14 protein-coding genes are annotated in these 26,915 nt (G+C 34.7%); 9 read left to right on the top strand and 5 right to left on the bottom strand.

From position 1 onward, the window contains the following. The first annotated feature begins 20 nt into the window (after positions 1-20). The 3 genes from FLAPXU55_RS00710 (at position 21) to FLAPXU55_RS00700 (ending at position 12,995) form a co-directional block, all read left to right on the top strand. Entirely contained in the window at positions 21-2,996 is a 2,976-nt protein-coding gene (locus FLAPXU55_RS00710) for a DUF7507 domain-containing protein (RefSeq protein ID WP_180856022.1), read from the top strand. 159 nt (positions 2,997-3,155) lie between these two features. After that, a complete protein-coding gene (locus FLAPXU55_RS00705; RefSeq protein ID WP_180856020.1) occupies positions 3,156-6,998 on the top strand; it encodes a T9SS sorting signal type C domain-containing protein in 3,843 nt (1,280 codons plus the stop codon). A 645-nt stretch (positions 6,999-7,643) separates the two neighbouring features. Further along, positions 7,644-12,995 (top strand): T9SS sorting signal type C domain-containing protein, encoded by a 5,352-nt coding sequence (locus tag FLAPXU55_RS00700; RefSeq protein ID WP_180856018.1) that lies wholly within the window; start codon positions 7,644-7,646, stop codon positions 12,993-12,995. Positions 12,996-13,056: 61 nt separating this feature from the next. On the opposite strand, the gene FLAPXU55_RS00695 is transcribed toward FLAPXU55_RS00700, so the two are convergent. From FLAPXU55_RS00695 to FLAPXU55_RS00680, 4 genes are all read right to left on the bottom strand, one after another. Next, positions 13,057-13,923 carry a cupin-like domain-containing protein gene (locus FLAPXU55_RS00695; protein ID WP_180856017.1) on the bottom strand — a complete coding sequence of 289 codons (867 nt, stop codon included), beginning with the start codon at positions 13,921-13,923 and terminating at the stop codon, positions 13,057-13,059. Positions 13,924-14,004: 81 nt separating this feature from the next. After that, positions 14,005-15,093, bottom strand: a complete 1,089-nt coding sequence (gene bioB, locus FLAPXU55_RS00690) for a biotin synthase BioB (protein WP_053473456.1) — start codon at positions 15,091-15,093, stop codon at positions 14,005-14,007. 172 nt (positions 15,094-15,265) lie between these two features. Then, positions 15,266-15,703 (bottom strand): hypothetical protein, encoded by a 438-nt coding sequence (locus FLAPXU55_RS00685; RefSeq protein WP_053473441.1) that lies wholly within the window; start codon positions 15,701-15,703, stop codon positions 15,266-15,268. A 553-nt stretch (positions 15,704-16,256) separates the two neighbouring features. Then, positions 16,257-17,189 carry a bifunctional riboflavin kinase/FAD synthetase gene (locus tag FLAPXU55_RS00680; protein WP_180856015.1) on the bottom strand — a complete coding sequence of 311 codons (933 nt, stop codon included), beginning with the start codon at positions 17,187-17,189 and terminating at the stop codon, positions 16,257-16,259. A 199-nt stretch (positions 17,190-17,388) separates the two neighbouring features. Here FLAPXU55_RS00680 and FLAPXU55_RS00675 point away from each other — a divergent pair, with 199 nt between their 5' ends. Next, a complete protein-coding gene (locus FLAPXU55_RS00675; RefSeq protein WP_180856013.1) occupies positions 17,389-20,058 on the top strand; it encodes a zinc-dependent metalloprotease in 2,670 nt (889 codons plus the stop codon). A gap of 103 nt (positions 20,059-20,161) precedes the next feature. On the opposite strand, the gene FLAPXU55_RS00670 is transcribed toward FLAPXU55_RS00675, so the two are convergent. Continuing rightward, positions 20,162-20,782, bottom strand: coding sequence for a ComF family protein (locus FLAPXU55_RS00670; protein WP_053473438.1), 621 nt, complete (start codon positions 20,780-20,782; stop codon positions 20,162-20,164). A 161-nt stretch (positions 20,783-20,943) separates the two neighbouring features. On the opposite strand from FLAPXU55_RS00670, the gene FLAPXU55_RS00665 reads away from it, so the two are divergent. The 5 genes from FLAPXU55_RS00665 to FLAPXU55_RS00645 all read left to right on the top strand — a co-directional run bounded on the left by FLAPXU55_RS00665 (position 20,944) and on the right by FLAPXU55_RS00645 (position 26,840). Then, the gene (locus FLAPXU55_RS00665) at positions 20,944-22,485 is read left to right on the top strand and encodes a glycine--tRNA ligase (protein WP_180856012.1); all 1,542 of its coding nucleotides are present in this window, start codon (positions 20,944-20,946) and stop codon (positions 22,483-22,485) included. A 258-nt stretch (positions 22,486-22,743) separates the two neighbouring features. Beyond that, entirely contained in the window at positions 22,744-23,601 is an 858-nt protein-coding gene (locus tag FLAPXU55_RS00660) for a LytR/AlgR family response regulator transcription factor (RefSeq protein ID WP_180856010.1), read from the top strand. Positions 23,602-23,779: 178 nt separating this feature from the next. Then, positions 23,780-23,998, top strand: a complete 219-nt coding sequence (locus tag FLAPXU55_RS00655) for a hypothetical protein (RefSeq protein ID WP_123924579.1) — start codon at positions 23,780-23,782, stop codon at positions 23,996-23,998. Positions 23,999-24,139: 141 nt separating this feature from the next. Next, positions 24,140-26,152 carry an ATP-binding protein gene (locus FLAPXU55_RS00650; RefSeq protein WP_053473434.1) on the top strand — a complete coding sequence of 671 codons (2,013 nt, stop codon included), beginning with the start codon at positions 24,140-24,142 and terminating at the stop codon, positions 26,150-26,152. Continuing rightward, positions 26,142-26,840, top strand: coding sequence for a response regulator (locus FLAPXU55_RS00645; protein ID WP_180856008.1), 699 nt, complete (start codon positions 26,142-26,144; stop codon positions 26,838-26,840). The genes FLAPXU55_RS00650 and FLAPXU55_RS00645 overlap by 11 nt, the downstream gene beginning before the upstream one ends. Positions 26,841-26,915: the final 75 nt, after the last annotated feature.

The raw sequence follows: 26,915 nt of genomic DNA, 5'->3' as shown, positions 1-26,915 counted from the left end.
TTTTATTGGTTTCTTTAAAAATGTCAGCGCAGCTAACAGCTGTTTCAAGAATCCACACTGATTGGAACGGATACTGGACTTCAAATTCTACTACTGGAGTTGGTAATCGTCCAGACAGAGAAAACAACCTATTGGCATTCTCATGGAATGGAACTACTTATTCAACAGGAGTAAGTAATACGACTCTAGATTCGCACTCTGTAGTTTATAATGCACAAAAATTTAGAGCATTGAAAATTCAATCTCTTGGTTCAACATCAAGCTCATACTTTTTGCAAGGTTCTATGATAGACGAATCAGCGGGTTCGGCAATTTTAAGACCCGCTTTAGCTGGTTCAAGTGCTACTGGAGCTGAACTTGCATCAAGATTAACTGATGGAGCAAGCGGACTTTCAATTGGTACAGGTGTTGCTAATATAAAAGCCGGAACAGCTGAATTTAAAGTAGGTACCAATAACCTGAATCTTTCAGGTATTGGTGACGGAATTCCTGATTTAATTGTAACCCAGGTTGCAGATCCAGGAGGAACACCAGATACTTTTAAATTTATCGATGCATTAGGAAATACCGTAGGAACTGAATTATCTATAAAGTTTGATGCTGTAACTGCGATTGGTACGTATAGTCTTGATTTATTTAAAATGGATGGAACTCTCGGATTTGCTGCCGCATCAACAAGAGACATTAGAATGCTTGCAATCGAAACCAGTCAATTTGGAATAACATCTGCAAACGCTGCTCAGGTTGACCGTTTTGTAGTAACTTTTTCAGGCAGTTCAGATTGTGCTTTTATTGCTTTTAATACAAATTCATTAAAAATTGCTGAATTAAGTCTTATAAAAACAGCTTCGATGCCATCATGCGGGAAAGCTGGAGATGTTATTAATTATACTTTTAATGTAAAAAATACAGGAGAAGTTCCTATTACAGATGTTCGTGTAACTGATCCAATGCCAGGAGTCACTATAACAGGGAACCCAATTGCTAGTTTAGCCGCCGGAGCAACTGCTACATTAACCGGAACTTATACGATTACTAGTAATGATGTACTTACTGGAAGAGTTGTTAATTCTGCAAAAGTTACCGGAACTGATCCATCGTTAAATGTCGTTGAAGATATTTCGGGACATACCTATACAGATAATATTTCAACATCCATAGATTTACTGCCACCACCAACCATTGGCACAATAAGCGATGTTTCATGCGCTGCTTTAGGAAGTGTTATTTTAAATAACTTACCAGCAACTGGAACTTGGACTATAGAAAGAAGCCCGGGATCTGCTACATATACAGGTTCAGGAACTAGTACAACAATCCCCTTATTAGCTGCCAATACTTATACATTTAGAGTAACAGATAATACCAGAGGCTGTAAGTCACCATCGAGTTTAGGAGCAACAATTACAGATCAATCTTCGACAACATGGAATGGAACAGCTTGGTCTAACGGAACTCCAACTGCAACAAAAAGAGCTGTTTTTTCTGGAGCGTTTGCAATTTCAGCAGATTTAACTGCTTGTTCTTGTACCATAAATAGTGGTGTTAACATGACAGTTCCATCTGGAAGGACTTTAACAATTACTAACTCTTTAAATGTTAATTCAGGCGGTTCATTAACCTTTGATAATAATGCAAGTTTGGTTCAAACTACTAATGCAGTTAATACTGGAAACATTACTTATTTAAGAAGCACTACGCCTGTAAATCGTTATGATTATGTATACTGGTCAATACCGGTTACGGCAACACCCGGAATGACGCTTCATGATTTATCGCCAACAACATTGGCAGATAAATACCAAAGCTTTAATCCATCAAGTGGATGGGTAACTAGTTATAACGGAACTTTGGTCATGACACCAGGGCAGGGTTATATCATAAGAGGACCACAAGGTAATGTAAGTCCAGCTGTTTTTCAGGCCTCATTTACAGGAGTTCCAAACAATGGAAATATTACGGTTACTCCAGTCGCTACAAAATGGAATTTAATTGGAAACCCATACCCATCAGCAATAGATGCCGATAGATTGATTAATGACGCTGGTGTTGGAGCATTGTATTTCTGGACACACAGTAACCAGCCTGACGAAAACACCAATGGAAATGCAACTTACAACTATGACCCGGATGATTATTCGGTATATACCTTATCAGGAAGCACAGGAACTTCAAATGGTCCGCCTGCAAGTGGGAAAATTGCAGCAGCTCAGGGGTTTTTCTTCAAAGCCAGTACAGGAAATAATGTTGTTTTTACAAACAGTATGCGAATTGCAGGCAATAACAGTCAGTTCTTTAAAACCGTTCAAACCAATCTTGAAAAAAACCGTTTATGGCTTAATATCTCAAATGCTACAGGATTGTATAAGCAGGTACTAATTGGTTACATTGAAGGAGCAACAAACAGCTGGGATCAAAATTATGATGCGGCAACACTCAACGGAAGTGTCAATTTAGACTTTTACAGTTTAAATGATGCTAAAAAACTAACTATTCAAGGGCGTGGACTTCCTTTTGAGGATACAGATTTAATTCCGCTTGGATACAGAACTGCTGTTGCAGGAGAATTTACAATTGCAATAGATCATACGGATGGATTGTTGAATGATCAGGCAATTTATCTTGAAGATAAAAAAACAGGTACAATTTATAACCTAAAAGCTGGAAACTATAAATTTACTACCGATATAGGAACATTTACAGATCGTTTCACGCTTCGTTATACTAACAAAACATTAGGAACCGGAGATTTCGAAAATGTAAAAGACGGACTTTTGGTTTCTGTAAAAGATAAAGTAATTAAAGTAACTTCTTCAAAAGAAAACATTAAAGAGGTTTCAGTTTTTGATATCACCGGCAAACTTTTATACAATAAAAAGAAAGTTGGAACGACAGAATTGTCAATCTTAAATCTACATGCTGCTGAACAGGTTTTACTGGTAAAAGTAACACTTGAAAACAAAGCAGAAGTAACAAGAAAGATTATCTTTAAATGATAAAAAACTTCTTCTAATAAAAACCATTCCGACAAAACGGAATGGTTTTTTTGTTTTTAAAAATAAATAAAAAATCACCAAAAGTGGGTATTGTATTATTTTTCAAAGTAAATTAATTTCGGTTAATTCTTACAAATATTAATTTACTATTTTACGACTTTGATAAAATACATCCTGTTCCTCATTTTTCTGCCTTTCACAAACACTCTTATTGCCCAACAGGGAAAAGTTGATAACACTTTTAATACAATCGATGACGGATCTAAAGGAGATGGATTTAACGCGACTGTCCGAACTCTTTTTTTGCAGCCAGATAATAACCTGATTGTTGGAGGTGAATATACAAGTCTGCACGGAATTCCATCTTCATACTTAACTCGTTTAAAACCGGACGGAACAATAGACGAAAGTTTTGATACAGGAACTAGCTTTAATGGTAAAGTTTATTCTTCAAATGTTCAGCCCGATGGTAAAATATTAGTTGGAGGAAATTTTTCAACTTATAATGGAAAAAATGCGGGAAGGCTCGTTCGCCTAAACAATGATGGGTCTTATGATGAATCTTTTAACACAGTCGTTGCAGCTAGTTCAGGAGCAGGAATTGTTCATGATATAGATTTGCAGTCAGATGGGAAAATTATAATTGCTGGGACTTTTACAAAATATGGTAATACAGCCGTAAACAGAATTGCACGATTACTGCCAAACGGCTTAATAGACACTTCATTTAAAATAGGTATAGGTTCTGCTTTACTCATTTCAAATGTTCACGTTTTGACTAATGGGAAGATTTTAGTTGTGGGCAATTTTACCTCTTTTAATGATTTTGACTCTAATGGAATAATCAGGCTAAATTCTGATGGAAGTATAGATAAAGATTTTAATATCGGGACTGGTTTTGATGATAATGTAAATACTATTGAAGTTCAACCCGATGGTAAGATACTTTTAGGAGGAAGTTTTACATCATATAATGGAATTACTGCCAATAGAATTGTGCGTCTTAATCCAGATGGCTCCCGTGATTTCAGTTTTCTTGGATCAGGTTTTAATAATGTTGTTCAAGTTATCAAAATTGATAGTGAAGGAAATATCATGGCTGGCGGATCTTTTACCGGTCGCTATGATGGAGTAACTGTTAATCATGTGGCTTTCTTAAATTCAGACGGAACAATAAAACCTGATTTTGATATGGGTACGGGGCCGGCATCTACTGTTTGGACACTCGCAAATGACTCAGAAGGATCGTGGTTTATTGGAGGAACATTTTCTGTTTTCGATGGACAAAATCAGGGAAGACTGGCAAAAGTGAATTTCGAAGGGGAGCAAGATACCGGTTATTTGGCTTCTGGAATTGGTTTTGATAATTCTGTTTTAAAAATCATTCCATTAGAAAATCAAAAAACAATAGTACTTGGGAACTTTACGAAGTTCAATAATAATCCTGCTTTTAGAATTGCAAGACTTTTAGAAGACGGATCATTTGACCCCGATTTTAATACTGGCCAAACCGGAGCAAATAACTTAATAAAAACAGCTATTCTTCAAGCAGACGGTAAAATTATTTTGGGTGGAAATTTCACCAAATATAATGATCAGCTTTATAATAGAATTGTTAGAATTTTTCAAGACGGATCAATTGATAATTCCTTCAATATGGGTTCAGGATTCAATAGCCAAATTTATGCTATGGCCTTACAGTCCGATAATAAAATTATTGTTGCAGGAAACTTTACACGCTACAATGGCGATCTTTCAATAATTAGGATTGTAAGGTTACTGCCCAATGGTTCACAAGATCCAACTTTTAATACAGGTCTTGGCGCAGATGCTATAATAGACGATATTCTAATTCAGCCCGACGGAAAAATTTTAATCGGAGGAAGATTTATAAAATTTAATGATCAGTCCTATCAGCATTTGGTTCGATTAAATACAGATGGAAGTATCGATACAAGTTTTAATATTGGAGAAGGTTTTGATAAAAATGTTTACGCAATTGCATTACAATCAGACGGAAAAATAGTTGTTGGCGGGTCTTTTTTGATGTATAATAAAAGTTCGCAAAAACGAATTCTTCGTCTAAATTCTAACGGAAGTTTAGACAGCAGTTTTGATTCCGGAACAGGTTTTAATAAAGGAGATATTCGTGCAATTTTGGTACAGCCAGATGATCGTCTTTTAGTTGGCGGAACCTTTTCAGGAACTTATAAAAATTACCCTTCTTTAAGATTAATAAGATTGCTAAAAACAGGAGATTTTGATAACACCTTCAATGCATCAGTAAACAATAAAATTTTTGCATTAAGTATTACATCCGATTTTAGACTTTTAATAGGAGGAAATTTTAATTCTGTTTCAGGATTTTCCAAGCATAGAATTTGTCGGTTAAAACTTTGTCTCGAATCAACAATTTGGGATGGTCGTTCATGGTCAAATGGCTATCCGTCTGGAGGAAAAGAAATCTTTTTTAAAGAAGATTTTCCGATTTTAAATTCATCGAATGTTTGCAGCTGCAGCATTGAAGCAGGAAAAAAAGTTACACTTTTAAGTGGAAATACTTTAGGAATTGAATTTTCATATTCCGGTTTAGGAACATTAGCTTTAGAAGATTCAGCCAGTTTATACCAATCAGATGATGATATGGTAAATTCTGGAATTATGCAGATGAAAAGAAAAACAAATCCTGTTTTAAAATTTGATTATACCTATTGGTCTTCTCCAGTCAATAATCAAAAACTAATTGATCTTTCACCTCACACATTATTTGATAAATATCAGTCGTACAATTCTGCATTGCCAGGCTGGAAAATTGAAGAACCATCCAGTTATATGACTTTAGGAAAAGGATATATAATAAGATCTCCTCAGGAATTTTCTCAGTTTGAACGATCTATATATGAAGGAGTTTTTGCAGGTGTTCCAAATAATGGAAAGGTTGAAGTTGATTTACAAGAAAACAATAGGTTTTACTTAATTGGAAATCCATATCCATCTGCTATTGATGGGAATATTTTTTTGAGTAAAAACGAATTTAAAATCAAAGGCGCGCTTTATTTCTGGACACATAATACACAAATAACAAATTTAGAATATACATCAGATGACTATGCCGTTTATAATTTAGTTGGCGGGGTGGGTACAAAAGCAATTTCTAAAGGTATGAATGAAACAATTCCCGATGGTAAAATTGCTTCCGGTCAAGGATTTTTTGTTAAAAGTAATCAGTTAGGACTTTTGGAATTCAATAATAGCATGCGAATTTCCGGAACAAATAATAAGTTTTTTAAACCTGTAAAAAGACAAACAGAGACTAAGAAAGAAGCAGCTAAAAATAGATTATGGCTGAATCTTCAAAATGATAATGGTGCTTTTAAACAAATTTTAATTGGATACCTGCCAGGTGCAACAAATTCTTATGATCTAAATTATGATGCAGAAACCTTAAATGGAAACCAATTTGTAGACTTTTATAGTATTAGTGAAAGCAAAAAATTAGTAATTCAGGGACGAGCTTTACCTTTTCAGGATTCTGATGAAATTAATTTAGGATATAAAACGGTAATCGCCGATAGTTTTACAATAGCGATAGATCATTCTGATGGTAATTTGTCAGAGCAGGAAATTTATTTAGAAGACAAGCTAATGAATAGTATTTCCAATCTAACCCTAAAAGATTACACCTTTCATAGTGAAATAGGAGTTTTTACAGATAGATTCATCCTTCATTTTACTAATAAAAATTTAAGTGTTGATGATTTTCAGAATACTAAAAATGAAATTTTGGTTTCGTCAAAAGATAAAATAATCAATATAAGATCGAAAAATCAAAAACTAAAAAATGTTCAGCTCTATGATATTAATGGAAAATTACTTTTCGAAAAAAGAAAACTAAACGAGTTTGAATTAGTAATATCAAATTTAAGAATTGTTCATCAAATCATGTTAGTGAAAGTAATTTTAGAAGATGATTTTTCAAAGACAAAAAAGATCATTTTCTAAACTAGAATTTTTATCAATGTAGATAATCCGCCAACATATTTATGTATGGGGATTTTTCTTTTTGAATAGTTTTTATAAGTATAAATTACACTTAATCAATTTGTTGAGCAAATTAACACAACCTACACAATTTTTAAATTATCAACTTAAAAGTGTTAAATCTACAATATTTAACATTTTCCCTCTAAATCTGATGTAAAAAAAATCGTACCTTGTTTTAACAGTCAATCGACGAATATAACATAAAAGCCGTTAATATACATTTTCAAACCCCTTAAACAAAATGTAACTTATTTTTTATCTGCCAAATACTATTTAATGCTTATTTAAATACCACAAAAGAGAACATTTGCTAACTATTCTTTGCTTTTGTTTCAAAATCATTTTTGAAGTCAATGTTATTTTTTGAGGTATTTAGAAATTAAACTAAACCAGACTTTCTCTCACTGGTGAATCTTTTTCTGTTAATTAAAAAATAGTGCGATGAAAAAAAAATTACCAATCTTTCTAATCTTACCTCAATTTTTTATTCGTTGTTTTTCTTTATTCAATGAATGCCAAGAGAATTTTTTATCAAATAAAATTAAACTCTCACTTTTATTCTCCTTTTTTTGTTTTTCCTTATGGGCACAGCCCCCACATACATTGACATCTAATGGAACAATAGTCGTTCCCGCTGGTGTTACGGTAATGGATGTGCAAGCTTGGGGCGGAGGCGGTGCCGGTGGCGGCGCGGGCGGCTCAGGTTTACTTGAAGGACGAAGCGGAGGCGGAGGAGGCGGAGGCGCTTATGCCAGAAGTAATATCAATGTAACAGCCAGCAATACTTTAAATGTTGTAGTTGCCGGTACAGTAGCCGGTACAGTAAATAATGGAGCTGCAGGCGGGCATTCAACCATTACCGGTTATGAAACAGTAATATATGCTGCAGGTGGAGCAGGAGGTTTGGCTAACAATGCAGGTGGAGCACCTGCCGGAGGTACTGGTGGATCTACAGCAGCCTCTTTTGGTACTACAAAAACTGCTGGTGAAGCAGGAGGAACTGGAGGAAATGTTTTAGCCGCACTTTTATTAAGTTCCGGAAAAGGAGGAAATGGAGCAAGTCCCGGAGGAGGAGCCGGAGGAGCATCTGTGCCAAGCTTAGTTCTTGGAACTACAGTTGGAAACCCCGGTGCTGCCCCAGGAGGAGGAGGTAGTGGCTCAATGAGTTCTGCTCTTGCTGCTGCTCAGCCTGGAGGATCAGGAGCATCTGGTCAGGTTATAGTAACCTATACTTGCCCTACTTATAGTATTACAGGAATTTCGGCAGTAAATGTTTGCAGTAATCTTGGAACTACTTCAGTTGTAACATTGACATCATCTGCTGCGTCTTTACCAACAGGAACTTATACCGTGACATACAGTCGAAGCAATCCAAGTGCGACAGGACTTACAGCAATAATGACTGTGACTACTGCCGGAACGGGAACATTTACAGCAGCAGGTTTAAACACTGTTGGGACAAGTAATATTACCGTTACTAATTTAACATCCGGAGTCTGTTCTTCAGCTATATCTACTTCAAACGTTACAACAGTTACAATTTTTGCTCCTTCAGCTGGTGGAACAGTTTCAGGCGGAACAACAATTTGTGCTGGAGCAACAAGTGCTGCTTTATCTTTAGCAGGACAAACAGGTACAATTCAAAAATGGCAATATTCTATAGCTCCATTTTCAACCTGGACTGATATTGCAAATACAACAAATACTTATATTTCTGGACCGCTTAGTGAAACAACTGAATTTAGAGCTGTTGTTCAAAATGGAGTTTGTACAGCTGCAAATTCTATAGCGACAACAGTAACAGTTAATCCTTTACCACAAGGAACTTTATCAGCAAATGGTCCTTTTTGTGTAACAGGTTCCGGACAATTAACTTTTACAGCTACGGCAGGAACGGGTCCATATACAGTTGTGTACAAAGAAAACGGAGGAGCAGACCGAACTGCAACAGGAGTTGTAAGCGGAACACCGTTTAACACTTTTACAACGCCAGTTACCGCAACAACAACTTATACATTAGTTTCAGTAACCGGAGCAAACACTTGTTCGAGAAGTTCTGGTTTTACAGGAAACACAGCTACAATAACTATCAATCCATTGCCGCAGGGAAGTTTGACAGCAAACGGTCCATTTTGTGCAACTGGTTCCGGATTGTTAACTTTCACAGCTACAGCAGGAATAGGTCCATATACAGTTGTTTACAAAGAAAACGGTGGAGCAGATCGCACCGCAAGCGGAGTTGTCAGCGGAACGCCTTTTGCCGCTTTTACTCCCACAGTTACAGCTACGACAACGTATACTTTAGTTTCAGTTACAGGATCAAATACCTGTATTAGAAATTCTGGTTTTACAGCAGGTTCAGCAACAATAACAGTTAATCCATTACCACAGGGAAGTTTGACGGCGAATGGTCCGTTTTGTGAAACGGGCGCAGGACAGTTAACTTTTACAGCGACATCAGGAGCAGGCCCATACACAATTGTTTATAAAGAAAACGGAGGAGCAGACAGAACTGCAACGGGAGTTGTAAGCGGAACACCGTTTAACACTTTTACAACGCCAGTTACCGCAACAACAACTTATACATTAGTTTCTGTAACAGGATCAAATACCTGTGTTAGAAGTTCCGGTTTTACAGCAGGTTCAACTACAATAACAGTAAATCCATTACCACAGGGAAGTTTAACAGCAAATGGTCCATTTTGTGTAACAGGTTCGGGGCAGTTAACTTTTACTGCCACAGCAGGAACTGGTCCATATACAATTGTTTACAAAGAAAATGGAGGGGCTGACCAAACTGCAGCGGGAGTTGTGAGCGGGACACCATTCGCGACTTTTACAACGCCAGTTACTGCAACAACAACTTATACATTAGTTTCAGTAACGGGAGCAAACACCTGCGTTAGAAGTTCTGGTTTTACAACGGGTTCAGCTACAATAACGGTTAATCCATTACCTCAGGGAAGTTTGAGTGCCAATAGCCCATTTTGTGCAACAGGCTCTGGACAATTGACATTTACTGCCACAGCAGGAACAGGTCCATACACAGTTGTTTATAAAGAAAACGGAGGAGCTGACCGCACAGCAACGGGAGTTGTAAGCGGAACACCATTCGCCACTTTTACAACGCCAGTTACCGCAACAACAACTTATACTTTAGTTTCAGTAACAGGAGCAAATTCCTGTGTTAGAAGTTCTGGTTTTACAGCAGGTTCAACTACAATAACAGTAAATCCATTACCACAGGGAAGTTTAACGGCTAACGGTCCGTTTTGTGCAACTGGGGCGGGACAATTGACATTTACTGCTACTTCAGGAACTGGCCCATACACAGTTGTTTATAAAGAAAATGGTGGAGCAGATCGCACGGCTTCAGGAGTTGTAAGCGGAACTCCATTCGCCACTTTTACAGCCCCAGTTATCACAACGACAACTTATACTTTAGTTTCAGTAACGGGTGCAAATACCTGTGCTAGAAATTCTGGTTTTACCGGAGGTTCAGCAGCAATAACAATTAATCCAATTCCAACGCCAACATTTACAACGCAGCCCGCAGCTTCTGTTTGTGTAAATACAGATGTTACGTATACGACTCAAACCGGACAATCAAATTATGTTTGGAATGTTCCGGGAGTTTTGAATACAGATTATATAATTACTTCAGGAGATTTGTCTGCGTCAAGTAATACCGTAACATTACAATGGCTTACCGTTGGAAGTAAAACAGTAACTGTTGGTTATTCTTCAATAGGATGTGCCTCAAATACAAGCGCAAGCAATACTACAACGGTAACAAAAACTGAACGTGGTGCAGTGCATGGAGGAAATCATATTTGTGCGGGAGATCCAAGTCCGTTATTAACTTTGACAGATTATACGGGAACAATTGTAAGATGGGAATATGCCGAATCTATACCATACGTTTGGCAGCCTTTTGCAAATACGTCAAATACATATCAGCCGGGAGTATTAACAACAAGTACCAGCTATAGAGCTGTGGTAAAAAACGGAACTTGCCCTGAAGAATTTGCAATAGAAACAAGAATTGATGTGGAACCAAAACCATCTACACCAATATTGGCAATTATTACACAGCCAACTTGTGTTAATCCAAACGGAAGCGTACATCTGACTGGCTTATTGGCATCACCAAATTGGACAATTACACAAAACGGAACAGTTTCTCAAACCTATACTTCATCAGGAACTAGTTATACCATAACAAATCTGGCTCCCGGAAATTATACTTTTACAATACATGATATAAATATTTGTCCTTCTTTACCAACTATTAATTTGGAGATAAAAGCTCCGGTTACAAATATTTGGAATGGTACAAGTTGGTCAAAAGGAAGTCCGCCCATAGTTACAGATGCAGTTCGGTTTTCAGGTAATTATTCTACAACTGGTGATTTGAGCGGTTGTTCTTGTGTTGTTGATGCAGGTGCAAATGTTACGATAAATTCTAATCATACTTTAACGATTACCAATTCAGTGAGCAACAACGGAGGTTTATTGACTTTTGAAAACAATGCCAGTTTAATGCAGGTTAATAATGTCGTAAATACGGGTAATATTATATATAAACGAAACACCACACCAGTTCGAAGATATGATTTTACGTATTGGTCTTCGCCAATTGTGCGTACACCGGCTTTTACATTACACGATTTGTCACCAAACACATTGTCAGATAAGTATTATAGTCATAATGCTATTAGTGGGTGGATAATAAATTATAATGGAACGATGGAAATGAGTCCGGGGTATGGTTATATTGTCAGAGCACCTCAAAATTTCGATATATCCGCTCCTTCAGTTTATAATTCATTTTTAGAAGGAGTTCCTAATAATGGTACAATTACCGTCCCTTTAGTAGCTGCAGAGAAATCTCATTTGCTGGGTAATCCATATCCTTCGGCAATATATGCAGATCAATTTATTTTTGATAATGCTGCCAATTTGTATGGAACATTATATTTTTGGACTCATAATTCCGCACCAAGCAGCTCTGTTCCCGGTGATGCTCAATTTAATTATAATAGCGATGATTATGCTATTTATAATTTAACCGGAAGTACAAGTGTAGGCAGCCTGAGTGGACAAGGAGCAGGAACACCCGGAAATCAAACTCCTCCATTAGGATATATAGCGGCTGGGCAGGCTTTTTTCGTAAAAGCAAAAACTACTGGAAACGCTGTTTTTACAAATTCAATGAGAATTCCCGGAAACAATAGCCAGTTTTTTAAAACAGCAGAAAGCAATAAAGAAACAATTGAAAAACACAGAGTCTGGCTTAATATGACAAATACTCAGGGGCTTTTTAAACAGTTGTTAGTAGGATATATAGAAGGAGCAACTGATACCTGGGACAATAATTATGATGGAGTTACCATAAACGGAAATATATATGTAGATTTTTACAGTATTAACGAAGGAAGAAAATTAACGGTTCAGGGTCGCGCTGTACCTTTTCAGGATACTGATGTTGTTCCTTTAGGATACAGATCTGGAATTGAAGGCGAATTTTCAATAGCAATAGATCATGCAGATGGTGATTTAGCAAATCATGCCATTTATTTAGAAGATAAATGGAACAATACGACACATAATCTGCAAACAGGAAAATATACTTTTAATACATCAATAGGGACTTTTCTGGACCGCTTTGTTCTGAAATATGCTGCAGTAAATTTAGGAGTTGATGATTTTGAAAGTCAGGAAAACAATCTTTTTGTTTCGGTTAAGAATAAAAACATTAAAGTAAATTCAACGCATGATTATATAAAAGAAGTTTCCATTTTTGATATTTCAGGAAAATTGATTTACAACAATAAAAAGATTGAAAATACCGAATTACAGATTCCAAATCTGCAGTCAGGAGATCAGGTTTTGATTGTAAAAGTGACTTTGGAAAACGGAAAAACAACCACCAGAAAAATTACGTTTCATTAATTTATAAACTGAAATAAAAAGCCGGCTGTAAAATTAATTCTGCAGCCGGCTTTTATTTTTATTAAGCACTCTTTCGAAGGTTTTCATGCGTGTTTTGAATTGCTTTTTTATTTTTATAGTCAATCCATTTCTGTCCTTTAAATTTCCGCATCATAATATCAAAATGACGCATAATCAAAACATTGTATGCAGCTTTAGATAAATTCACGATGTTTTTAGGAAAAGCCCGCAGACTCATTGAAAATCCGGGAGTTAAATATTTCATATAATGCCAGTAACCTTCGGGCATATACAGCATTTCTCCATGTTTAAGATTAGTGATATATCCCTCAGCATTTTTAAGTGCAGGAAATTTTTCATAATCAGGATTATCAAAATCAATGTCTTCCCTCGAAATTAAAGCATGCGGAACCTTGTACATATACTTTGACTGGTTTGGCGCAAAAATCATACATTGTTTTTCTCCATGAAAATGGAAATGCAAAATGTTCGAGTAATCAATATCGTAATGCATAAATACTCTGGCATTTTCGCCTCCAAAAAACAACATCGGTAATTGCCTAACAAGTTTTAGTCCAATATCCGGCCATAAAAAATCATTTTTTAACCGTGGCACTTCTTTCATTAAGTTGTAAAGAAAAATGCGATAATTGGTAGGTTTTGATTCCAAAAGGTTAATGTAATCGCTCATTTTCATTGTCATATGAGCTTCATTAAAACCTTCTTCATGGTTTACAGGCCGATCATCGTACAAAGGAACCGTAATATCACCGGCAATATCATTAATATAAGATAATTTCCATTTTTGATAAGCGGGCCAGTCTTCCGTTAGTTCTTCAACAACAACCGGGATTTGTTTTTTTACATATTGGGAAATAAAATCTTCCTTAGAGATTTTTTTGACCCTTTCTATCTGTTTTAACTTCATTTTTATAAATAAAAAAATTGCTTATAACTCTGTGTCATAAGCAATTTAAAAAATTTTATTGAAGTTTTTTAACTCTTTTGCCTAAATTTTTGATTTGATCGAAGCTTCAACGTTTCTTTCAATTGTATGTCCGGGTCTTGACCATCTCGGTTTTTCTCCTAAAGAATTAAATTGAGAATCAGCAGCTTCTACTGTTTTTGGCTGAGAAACTTTTATAAAAGGCTTTTGCGGAACCAATCCTAACATTTCAAACATCTTCATATCTTCGCTAACATCAGGATTTGGAGTAGTTAATAATTTATCTCCTGCAAAAATTGAATTTGCTCCTGCAAAAAAGCACATTGCCTGACCTTCACGAGTCATGTTAGTTCTTCCGGCAGATAAACGAACCTGAGTTTCCGGCATTACAATTCTGGTTGTAGCAACCATACGAATCATTTCCCAGATTTCAACCGGTTTTTCTTCTTCCATCGGAGTTCCTTCAACAGCAACTAAAGCGTTAATAGGAACAGATTCCGGCTGCGGATTTAAAGTTGAAAGCGCAACAAGCATTCCGGCTCTGTCTTCAATACTTTCTCCCATTCCAATAATTCCACCGCTGCAAACCGTAACATTTGTTTTACGAACATTTTCGATAGTTTGTAAACGGTCTTCAAAACCGCGCGTAGAAATTACATCTTTATAATATTCTTCAGAAGTATCTAAATTATGATTGTAAGCATATAAACCAGCTTCGGCTAAACGCTGTGCCTGATTTTCTGTAAGCATACCTAAAGTACAGCAAACTTCCATATCAAGTTTATTGATTGTACGAACCATTTCTAAAACCTGATCAAATTCTTCACCATCTTTTACATTTCTCCAGGCAGCTCCCATACAAACGCGGGAAGATCCGCTGGATTTAGCTCTTAAGGCCTGAGCTTTTACATGGCTCACCGTCATTAAGTCATTTCCTTCAACTCCGGTATTATACCTTGCAGCTTGTGGGCAATAACCACAATCTTCAGGACATCCGCCTGTTTTTATTGATAATAAAGTAGAAACCTGAACGACGTTTGGATCATGTTTTTGTCTGTGAATCGTTGCAGCTTCATAAAGCAAATCCATTAGTGGTTTATTATAGATTGCTATTATTTCGTCTTTTGTCCAATTGTGTTTTGTTATGCTCATGGATACAATTTTTTTTGAAGTTTTAAAAGTAATTAAATTGTAGTAACCAACAACACTGATTGTTGTAATTGAATATTTGGCAAGTCTTTTAAAAAAGAAGCGCTCAAAAATCATAAAATTATAGGTTTTTATGATTTTTGAGCGCTTAAATGGTTGTTTTTATTTTGAATAATTAATCGGCAGCATATTTATTGTTCCAGTATAACATCATCATTAAAGTAACAATTACCGATGAAGCGAGCCCTTCAAAAAGCAGACAAATACAATAAGTGGGTACAGAAGGATTTCCTCCAAACATAAATGCTTCAGATAATGTTCCTACATAAGCATCTCCGCCTCGTGCATAGCTGTAAATTAATAATCCTAAAACACTTAGTGATACACCAACAACAGAAGTTGTCATAGCTGACACAGCATTTGATACAAAACCAGTTTCTCCCTCATGAAGATTCATTTGCATGGTTCTGTTTACGCCATAAAATATAAAAAACACATTGAGCGTACGCAGGTAAAACAAATCTGCCAGACCTAATAAATTCATCAATAAAAAATAAATGCCAATTCCAAGGAATATTAAAAAACCGTTTGTTATTTCTTTAGGTAATTTCATAGTGGTTATTTTTAAAGAAGTTAATAGTAAATGTTTGGGAAACAGAGTCCTATATCAAATTTACTAAAAAAATAACTACGATGATCTAAAATTGGTAAAATCTTATAGATCAAGAAATAACGTTTTGGAATAATGTTTTTGTTGAAACGTGTGAAGTCCTTACAGGACATTAATAAAGGTGTGGTATTTTTTTTGCTACCGATATTTAACTCCTAACGGAGTATTTCTAGAGAGTTTATTATGATGGAAATCAGATGCGTAATATTTGCGGTTGATTTTTAATTCCTAACAAATCTATCTCGTAGAGATTTAATATCGGTAGAATACAATTTTCAAGTATTTATTTTGTCCCGTAGGGACTATATATTTTATTTGTTGAAGTTACTCAAAGAATCTCGAGTGAAGTCCTTACAGGACATTAATACAGGTGTGGTATTTTTTTGCTACCGATATTTAACTCCTAACGGGGTTTATCTCATAGAGATTTTATATTGGTAAAATATATTATAAACCATTCCATTTTGTCCCGTAGGGACTACATATCTAAAAGTAATTATTGAAGCTTACTCACAAAATCTAAAGAATCTTGTTTGTCCTGATTTAATTGAGCTTTCAGCAAATCAAGTGAGCCAAACTTTTGTTCTCCGCGAAGATATTGCAATAATGAAATCTCAATTTTTTTGCCGTAAATATCAGCATCAAAATCAAAAAGGTTTACTTCGATAGTTTGTTTTTGTCCATTTACTGTTGGATTGAAGCCGATGTTCATCATTCCGAAAACTTCCAAATTATCAATCAAAGCCTTCACAACATAAACTCCATTTTTTGGAATTAATTTGTATTCTTCTTCAATTTGAATATTTGCTGTTGGAAAACCAATTGTTCTTCCTAACTGTCTTCCTTTTACAACTTCACCGCTCAAAAAATAGTCATAGCCTAAATATTCATTGGCTAATTCCATATTTCCTTCGTCTAAAGCTTTTCTGATCTTGGTAGAACTAACAGAAACATCTTGTATTTCTTCTGCAGAAATTTGTTCCACTTCAAAACCATATTCGGCACCAAAAGCAATTAAATTATCAATATTGGCCGTTCTGTTTCTTCCAAAACGATGATCGTGGCCAATAATTATTTTTTGAATATGAAACTGATCAACCAAAATAGTGCTCACAAATTCTTCGGCAGTTAATCTTGAGAAACTTTCGTTAAACGGATGAATAACTAAATTTTCAATTCCGGTTGCTTCTAAAAGTTTTGTTTTTTCAGCAATAGTATTGAGCAATTTTATTTCTGATTTTTCTTGTAAAACCATTCTCGGATGCGGAAAAAATGTAAGTACTAAACTTTCGTATTTTCCATTTTCCGTGTTTTGAGTAATTCTTTCCAGAATTTTTTTATGACCAATATGTACGCCATCAAAAGTACCAAGAGTTAAAATTGTTTTCTTGGTCGAATGGAAATCGTTTATAGAATGAAAGAGCTTCAAAACAAATTATTTAAGATGCTGCAAATTTATACTATCTATTTTAAATTTTGTACTAAGGGCAATTGATTTTTTAGGAATATTATACTTCTTTTGTCGAAAAAATCACGGATTCGTCGACTAAAAAACGTTAAATGTCGTTTAGATGTAAGAATTTGATTTAATTCGACTAAATTTGATTTCATAAAAAATATCACTAAGCATGAAGAAACAATTACTTTATTTTCTGATTATCTTTTCATTTGTACAACTTCATGCCCAAAATGACGACCTGTGGCAAAAGGTTAATTCGGTTTCAGTCTCTGGAAAAAAAGCTTCAGTAACTGATTCTGATAAACTGTATTATAAATTAAATACAGAATCCTTAACAGCAAAATTGGCCAAAACAACTCAAAAATCTTCGTTAAGTTCAAATGCCGAAATTACGATTCCAAATGCAAAAGGAGTTTTAGAAAGATTTCAGGTTTGGGAATCTTCAAATTTTGATCCTGAACTACAGGCAAAATACCCGGAAATTAGAGCTTACGAAGGAAGTGGTTTAGACGATAAATCGGCAAAAATACATTTTAGTCTTTCGCCAAGAGGGCTTCAAACAATGCTTTTTAGGGCTGATAAACCGACTGAGTTTATAGAGCAAAACCCAGATAACAAGGCAGAATATGTTTTGTTTTCTTCAAAAGATGCAGCTTCAAAAGCAAAATTAGTATGTAAAACTATAGATGCCGTTATAAATAACAAAGAAGGAAAAACTGCAAAAACAACATCTAATAATAAAGTTTTTAAAACACTTCGTTTAGCATTGTCCTGTACAGCAGAATATACAGCGTATTTTGGTGGAACAAAAGCCGGAGCTTTAGCAGGAATGAACGCAACACTAACAAGAGTCAACGGCATTTTAAACAAAGATTTAGCATTAAAACTGGTTTTGATTGCCAATAATGATGCTGTAATTTATACCAATGTTGCAACTCAGCCTTATTCTAAAGCTTCAGATGGTGCAGATGGCGCATGGAATCAGGAAGTTCAAACAACGTTGACAAATGTTATAGGAAATAGTAATTATGATATTGGACATTTATTCGGAGCTTCTGGCGGAGGAGGTAATGCCGGCTGCATAGGTTGTATTTGTTCAAATCCAACAACAGGTGATCCTTTAGCAAAAGGAAGTGCTTTCACGTCTCCTTCAGACGGAAAACCTGAAGGCGATACTTTTGATATTGATTTTGTGATACATGAATTTGGACATCAATTGGGAGCAAATCATACTTTTTCATACGATTCAGGGGAAAGAACATCAGTGAATGTTGAGCCGGGAAGCGGTTCTACAATAATGGGATATGCCGGAGTTACGGGTGATTATGATATTCAAAATAATTCTGATGACTATTTTGCATATGCAAGTATTTTACAGATTCAGAATACGCTTGCTGGAAAAAGCTGTCCGGTTAGCACCAATTTAACCAATAATCCGCCTGTAATTAGTGCAGGAAGTAATTATACGATCCCAATTGGTACACCATTTGTTTTAAAAGGAACCGGTTCAGATCCAGAAGGGGATATTATCACGTACACTTGGGAAGAATATGATAATGCTACTACGACATCTGAAGCAAACAGTATTGCATATCCAACAAAACCAGACGGGCCTTTGTTCAGATCATTTGCTCCAACAACTTCACCTATTCGTTATTTTCCAAGTTATGATTCCGTATTACAAAATAAATTGACCACAACTTGGGAGTCTGTTTCGTCTATCGCCAGAACATTAAATTTTACTTTAACAGGTAGAGATAATGCAGCTTTAGGTACAGCGCAGACCAATACAAGTGCAATGTTTGTTAATGTGGTTTCAACAGCCGGACCTTTTGCAGTAACATCGCATAATGGCGATAATGTAAGCTGGCAGCAAGGCTCAAGTCAAACTATTACCTGGAGCGTTAACAATACGAATAATCTGCAGGGATCTTCGTTAGTAAATATCAAACTTTCTACAGATGGCGGTTTAACTTTTCCAACAACTTTAGCGGCTAATACACCAAATGATGGTTCAGAAGTTATTGCTCTGCCTGCTAGTATTCCTTCATCTACAAATTGCAGACTTCTTATTGAACCAACGGCAAATATCTATTATACTTTAAACAGCAAACCGTTTGCTATTGGGTATACAACAACAACAAGCTGTAATAACTATAGTTTTGAAAGTCCTTTTAATATTATAGCTTCAACAAGTTATACAACAAAAGCAGTTAGCGTTCCAAGTGCAACAGGAACAATTTCAGATGTAAATGTTTTGGTAAATGTTACACACGAACGATTATCTGATCTTGAAATCCAAATCGTGAGTCCGCAGGGAACAACAGTTCGTTTGTTTAATAAATCATGTCCAAGTTTAAACTCAACATTGATTCTTAATTTTGATGATTCAGGAAATGCTTTAGATTGCAGCAAAATAACAGAACAAATTGTTATTCCGGTTAATGAATTGAGTGCTTTTAATGGGCAGACACAACAGGGAACATGGACATTTAGAGTTCGTGACGCTGTTTCGGGAATGTTTGGAACAATAAATTCAGCATCAGTCAACATCTGTACCAAAACATTTACTTTAGGAACAGACGATTTTGAAACTCTTGATTTTGCACTTTATCCAAATCCAAATAAAGGAAGTTTTACAGTCCAATTTGCAAGTGAATCAAATAATGTTCAGGTTTTTGTACACGATATTTTAGGAAAAAGTGTTTACACCCAAACCTTCGCAGCATCTGGAGATTTTAATCAAAACATTCAGCTTCCAAATGTTTCGGCAGGAATTTATTTAGTTACTGTTATTGATGGAAACAGAAGAACAGTTAAGAAAATAATAGTCAACTAAAATTATTGAATCTCAATATTTTAAATTCCAAATTCCAAGTTTTAATTGGAATTTGGAATTTCTTTTTTATTGGAATTTTATTATTTATTTGGAATTTCCTTTTTTAAGAGTTCGCCATCGCCATACAAACAATACTGATTTTTGTTCCCGGAATTTTTAATAATGCCCTTGAACAAGCTTCGAGTGTTGCTCCGGTTGTAAGTACATCATCAACAATTAAAAAATGTTTATTATGATTTTCTTCGGTTGAAATTGCATCAAAGATATTTTCGATGTTTTCAGATCTTCCCAAGAGATTCTTTTTTGATTGTGTTTTAGAATATTTCTTTCGATATAAAATCGAGCCGTTATACGGAATTTTCAAACCTTCGGCTAAAGCCTTTCCAAAAGTGGTAACCTGATTGTAACCGCGCTCCTTAAATTTTCGCGGATGCAAGGGAACGGGAATTACTGCATCAAATGGCGTATCAAGTTTCAGTTCTTTTAAATCCTCTACATACCAATTTCCTAAAACGGTTCCAATTTCTTCGTGGCCTTTATATTTCAGGTTGTGAATGAGTTCCTGAACAATTCCTTTTTTAATGAAATAAATAAAGGCAGAAACGTGTTCGGTTTCTATTTTACCATAAAACTTTTTGACGGCTTCATTATTTGAATCTAAATAATATTGAGTTAGAGGCAGTTCATGACGACAATTCGTGCATAAAACGGTTTCGTTTGTCATTAAAACGGCACGACAGCCAGAGCAAACTTTAGGGAAAAAGAGATCAATTATAAAATTAAACACAAATAGAAAGAATTTAGTTACAAAACTAACCAAATTTAAACTTCAATCTTTTTTATTTTTCTTTTTTTTATAAGTACTTTTTATATTTTTGCATTACTATGGCAAAACAAGAAGATTTATTTAAGAATGTGGTTTCGCACGCAAAAGAGTACGGATTTATTTTTCCGTCAAGCGAAGTTTACGATGGATTGAGTGCAGTATATGATTATGCACAAAATGGAGTCGAATTAAAAAAGAATATCCGTGAATATTGGTGGAAATCAATGGTTCAGATGAATGAAAATATTGTGGGCCTTGATGCTGCAATATTAATGCATCCAACAACCTGGAAAGCTTCAGGCCACGTTGATGCCTTCAATGATCCGTTAATTGATAATAAAGATTCTAAAAAAAGATATAGAGCTGACGTTTTAGTGGAAGATTTTGCTGAAAAAATTCACCAAAAAGCGCAAAAAGAAATTGACAAAGCAAAAGCTCGTTTTGGTGATGCATTCAACGAACAGGAATTTGTAACTACAAATGCCAGAGTAGTTGAATATTTAGCAAAAGAAAAAGAAATTAGAGAGCGTTTAGGACGTTCTTTAGGAAATGGAGATCTTGAAGATGTAAAAGCTTTAATCGAAGAGCTTGAAATTGCTGATCCTGAAACTGGTTCAAGAAACTGGACAGACGTTAAGCAATTCAACTTAATGTTCGGAACTAAACTTGGAGCTTCTGCAGAGTCTGCAATGGATTTATATTTACGTCCGGAAACAGCGCAGGGTATTTTTGTGAACTTTTTAAATGTTCAGAAATCAGGCCGTATGAAAGTTCCTTTTGGAATTGCTCAAACAGGTAAAGCGTTTAGAAATGAAATCGTTGCAAGACAATTCATTTTCCGTATGCGTGAATTCGAACAAATGGAAATGCAGTTTTTTGTACGTCCGGGAGAAGAAATGCAATGGTATGAGCATTGGAAACAAACTCGTTTAAACTGGCATTTATCTTTAGGATTAGGGAAAGAGAATTACCGTTTTCACGATCACGAAAAATTAGCGCATTACGCAAATGCAGCTGCAGATATTGAGTTTAATTTCCCTTTTGGTTTCAAAGAACTTGAAGGTATTCACTCTCGTACCGATTTTGACTTAAAAGCGCACGAACAATATTCAGGAAGAAAGCTTCAGTATTTTGATCCTGAACTAAACGAAAACTACGTGCCATACGTAGTAGAAACGTCTGTAGGTCTTGATCGTATGTTCTTGGCAGTTTTTGCAACATCGTTGCAAGAAGAAACTTTAGAGGATGGTTCAACAAGAACAGTACTAAAATTGCCAGCAGTTTTAGCACCTACAAAAGCAGCGGTATTGCCTTTAGTTAAAAAAGATGGTTTACCGGAAGTTTCTAAAAAAATCATCGAAGATTTAAAATGGGATTTCAATGTGGCGTATGATGAAAAAGATGCAGTAGGCCGTCGTTACAGAAGACAAGATGCATTAGGAACACCATTTTGTATTACAGTAGATCATCAAACTCTTGAAGACGAAACAGTAACAATTCGTCATAGAGATACAATGAAACAAGATCGCGTTAAGATATCTGAATTAAGAGGTATTATTGAAAACGAAGTTTCGATGAAAAACTGGTTGATGAAAATGTAATTTTTTAATTAACATGATATAAATATCCCAAATTCCTCTGTGGAGTTTGGGATTTTTTTAATTTTAAATCCTGCGTTTCGACGAGTTTTTTAGCATTTCATCTTTATGTATTAACATAATCGATTAATCTATCAACAATAGAATGTTTGGATAATTGAAATGCTTAAATTTAATTGGGCATTTTCTATACCTCAAAACATTTTTTTAAGCATTGAGGAAACGCTGTCAGGAAGTTATGAAAATCAATAAAAGTTAAAGTTGAAGAAGTATTCGTATATTATTGTTGACAATGACGCTGAAAGTGTTTTGAAAACCAGAATCGTTGCAGAAGGTTTTTCAGAATTAACTTTTATTGCTTCAGCTACGAATTACCGTCAGGGACTTAATTTGGTTTTAGAACATCGTCCTTACTTTGTGTTTCTAGAAATTGATCCCCAAGATTCACTAAGTCATTTATCACTTTCATTTATTGGCGAATTATACCGGTATTTATCAATTATCCCAAAAATCATTGTAACCACAACTAAAAAAGATTTGGCTTTTGAAGCCATTCAATACAACGTTTTTGATTACATCATAAAACCTTTAACCCATATAGATTTACTAAAAACGCTTTTAAAGTTCGAAAGGATGTTTTTAGAGCCCAAAGAGTCACGATCTATAGAAACCAAACCTGATATTAATATTGCCAATGAAATACCTGTTTTAAAGGCAGAAAACATTCCTGTAGCAATTCCAGATCAAAATACAAATCAAGAGTTTTATAAACCACTTGTAATCTGCATTAAATCGTACGGTGATCATCGTTATATTAACGCAGACGATATTTGTTATTTTCAAGCCGATAATAATTCAACCGATATCTATTTAAATTCGGGTGATATGGTAACTGCTTTCAAAACGCTGAAACATTTTGAACAGGTGTTAACCTATCCGTTTATTCGAATTCACAACAGTTATATTATTAATCGCAACTACATTGCAAGAATTCATAACGGAAACTCAGTTTGTTATATAAAAAACTCTACGAAAAAGATTCCTTTTTCAAAAACCTACAAAGCAAACGTCGATTTAATTATTGCTGATTTCTCAAAAGGTAATTATCTAGAGATCTAGTAATTAGCTGGTTACATAAATTTGGTATCCATTGACTATCAATTGGGTACGTTCTACCACGAAGCTATTTTTTCATATAGATTTTTTTGGGTTATGGTGTTAGTTTTACACCATGATTCGCTCACAAAAGCAATCAAAAACCCCAAATACAAAAATCAAATTAAACACATTAAGAGTTATGAAAAAGACAGCTTTAACATTCGGATTATTTTCTTTAGTAGCAGTAGCAACTTCATTTGCAAACCCAAATATCGTTTCAAATGAAAAATTAAGAATACCAACAATTGACGGAGGAGCAACAGGAGGTCAAAAGAAACAAGATTTTCATGCAGTAAACAAACAACTAGGTTTTTCGAGTGTTAATCAATCTATCGGAACAGATAAAAAAGTAGACTAACTACATTTTAAATAAGCATTGAAGCTGCCAATTTTTTGGCAGCTTTTTTTTTGTGTGAATAGTTTTAGTATTTTTGATGAAAACACAAAATCGCAATTGAAAAAAAATTGTAAAATACTATTACTTCTATTCTTTGTTTTTATGGCTTGTAACCAGAAAAAAGAATTAGATAAAAATACAATTTCTTTAGTAGATAGCCTTTCTACCTATCTTTCATTAGCAAATGAAAATAATCTTCCTTTAGATATTAAACAGAATTACAATCAAAGAGCGTTACATATAATTTTAAATCAAAAAGATGATTCGCTTAATAAAGTAAATCTGTTTAAAGTTGCTAATCGTTACTACAATATGAGCGATTGGAAAGATTATTTAAAGATCACCAAACTGATTTTAGACCGAACACAAAAGTCTAAAGATTCATTGCATATGGCAAAAGCCTATACTTATCTGGGAGATTATTATGCATCACAATCTGTTTCAGACAGTGCTTTTATGCATTATTTTAAAGCAGAAAAACTTTATCTAAAATTAAATGACCAGTATAATCTGGCAAAAACATTTTTAAATAAAGCAAGCCTGCAATATAACGAAGGTGATTTTTTCGAAAGCGAAATTGCCGTTTTTAAAGCTTTGGGCAGTTTAAAGAAACTGCAGAAAGCAAATGACCTTTATTATGAAAGCTATAATTTGCTGGGCATATTATACAATGAAAGAGAAGAATATTCAAAAGCCTTAGAGTTTCAAAATAAAGCCTTAAAAACTTTAGAAGACAAATCAATATCCTCCATATTTCAGTATAAAGCCGCTTCATTAAATAATGTAGGTTTTATATATCTGAAAATGGGGAACTACAAACAGGCAAAAGTTTTTTTTGAAAGAGGTTTAAAAGAAGATAAACTATTTGAAGACAGAGCAAGTTTATATGCAATTTTGCTTGATAATCTGGGTTATGCTAAATTCAAACTAAAAGAATCAAATAAATTACCTGATTTGTTTTATGAATCTTTAAAAATCCGGGACAGTCTTGGACTTACATCCGGAGTAGTTTCGAGTAAAATACATTTGTCAGAGTATTTTGCTTTTAAAAAAGATACTTTTAAAGCATTGCAATTATCAAAACAAGCCTTAACATTATCACGAACAAACAGTAAATTAATAAACACTTTAGAAGCGCTTAAACAAACAGCTATTGTTGATCCTAAAAATGCCTCTAAATATTCTAAAGAATATATTCAGCTTAATGATAAAATGCTGAAAGCAGAACGTAAAATGGGAGAAAAATTCTCCCGTATAGAATACGAAACGAATGAAATAAAAGATCAGAACTCAAGTTTGCAGGAGAAGAATAAAACGCTGGTTTATGTTTTTAGTATTTGTACTTTAATAGGTTTGTTTTTTTATGTTTACAAAACACAGCAGGCAAAAAACCGGGAATTACTTTTTAAACAACAGCAGCAAATTGCAAATGAAGATGTTTATAATCTAATGATTTCGCAGCAAAATGAAATTGAATCGACCCGAATAAGAGAAAAGAAAAAAGTAGCACAGGAATTACACGACGGCGTTTTAGGCCGAATGTTTGGTATTCGAATAAGCTTGGATAGTTTAGATAAAATGGATGAAGAACAAGCGGCCGCGAAACGAAAAAAATATTTGGCAGAGCTAAAACATATTGAAGAAGATATTAGGGAAATTTCGCATGACCTAAATAGAGAAAAATCTGAATTAATAAATAACTTTGTCGTAATATTAAAAAAGCTATTTGAAAATCAAAAGAATACATATCCTTCAAAACTGGTAACATCTTTTGATTCCCATATAAAATGGGAGCTTGTAAACAATATGGTAAAAATCAATTTATATCGGATTGTTCAGGAAGCACTTCAAAATTGCAATAAATACGCAAAAGCAGATACAATTAAGGTGGAATTTAAAAGCGAAATTGATCATTTGGTTTTGTCAATTATGGATAACGGAGTTGGATTTAATACCAAACGCACCAAAAATGGAATTGGATTGCATAATATTGAATATCGAGCGGCAGAATGTAAAGGCACCGTTGCCATAAAATCTGCTAAAGGAGAAGGAACACTCTTAGTTGTCAAAGTTCCAATTGATCAAAAAATAAACCTACAGACAAATGACACTTAATTTCAAAGACCCAAATTCGGAATTAATTCAGCCTAACATTTTAATTGTTGATGATCACCCTTTTATCATCGAAGGGTATAAAAATGCAATAACACGGTATAACCCAAAAGAATATGATTTTATAATTGCGCAGGCGCACGACTGTAGATCGGCTTATGAATTATTAGAAGACGAAAATACGCCGCAGTTTGAAATCGCTTTTTTAGATATCAGTATGCCGGCTTATGAAGAAAAAAACCTTTTTTCTGGTGAAGACCTGGCAAAATTGATTTTAAAGAAGATGCCGTACTGCAAAATTGTTTTATTGACAATGTACACAGAACTGCTCAAAATCAAAACAATCATAAGAACAATTAACCCAAACGGATTAATTATTAAAAACGATCTGACTTTTGATGAATTGCTTTTTGCATTTGATAAAGTAATGAAAAGCGAAAAATATTACAGTCAGTCTGTCGTAAAAATGCTCAATCAATCACCGCACAATTCAATAGAAATTGATGAGTTTGATAAACAAATTTTATTTCACTTATCAAAAGGAACCGAAGTTGAGGAAATGCCGCAATACATTCCTATTTCGATAACCGAAATCGAGAAACGCAGAACAAGCCTTAAAGAACTCCTTAAAATACGATCCGGCTCTGATGATGATTTAGTAAAAGAAGCAAAAAGCAAAGGGCTTTTTTAGAATGAAATTCCAAATAAAAAATTCCAAATTCCAAAACTGATAATCATGTTGGAATTTGGAATTTTTTTATTGAAA

It is taken from the genome of Flavobacterium panici (assembly GCF_903819335.1).
Taxonomy (GTDB): Bacteria; Bacteroidota; Bacteroidia; order Flavobacteriales; family Flavobacteriaceae; genus Flavobacterium; species Flavobacterium panici.
This window is presented reverse-complemented; position numbering and strand designations above follow the sequence as displayed.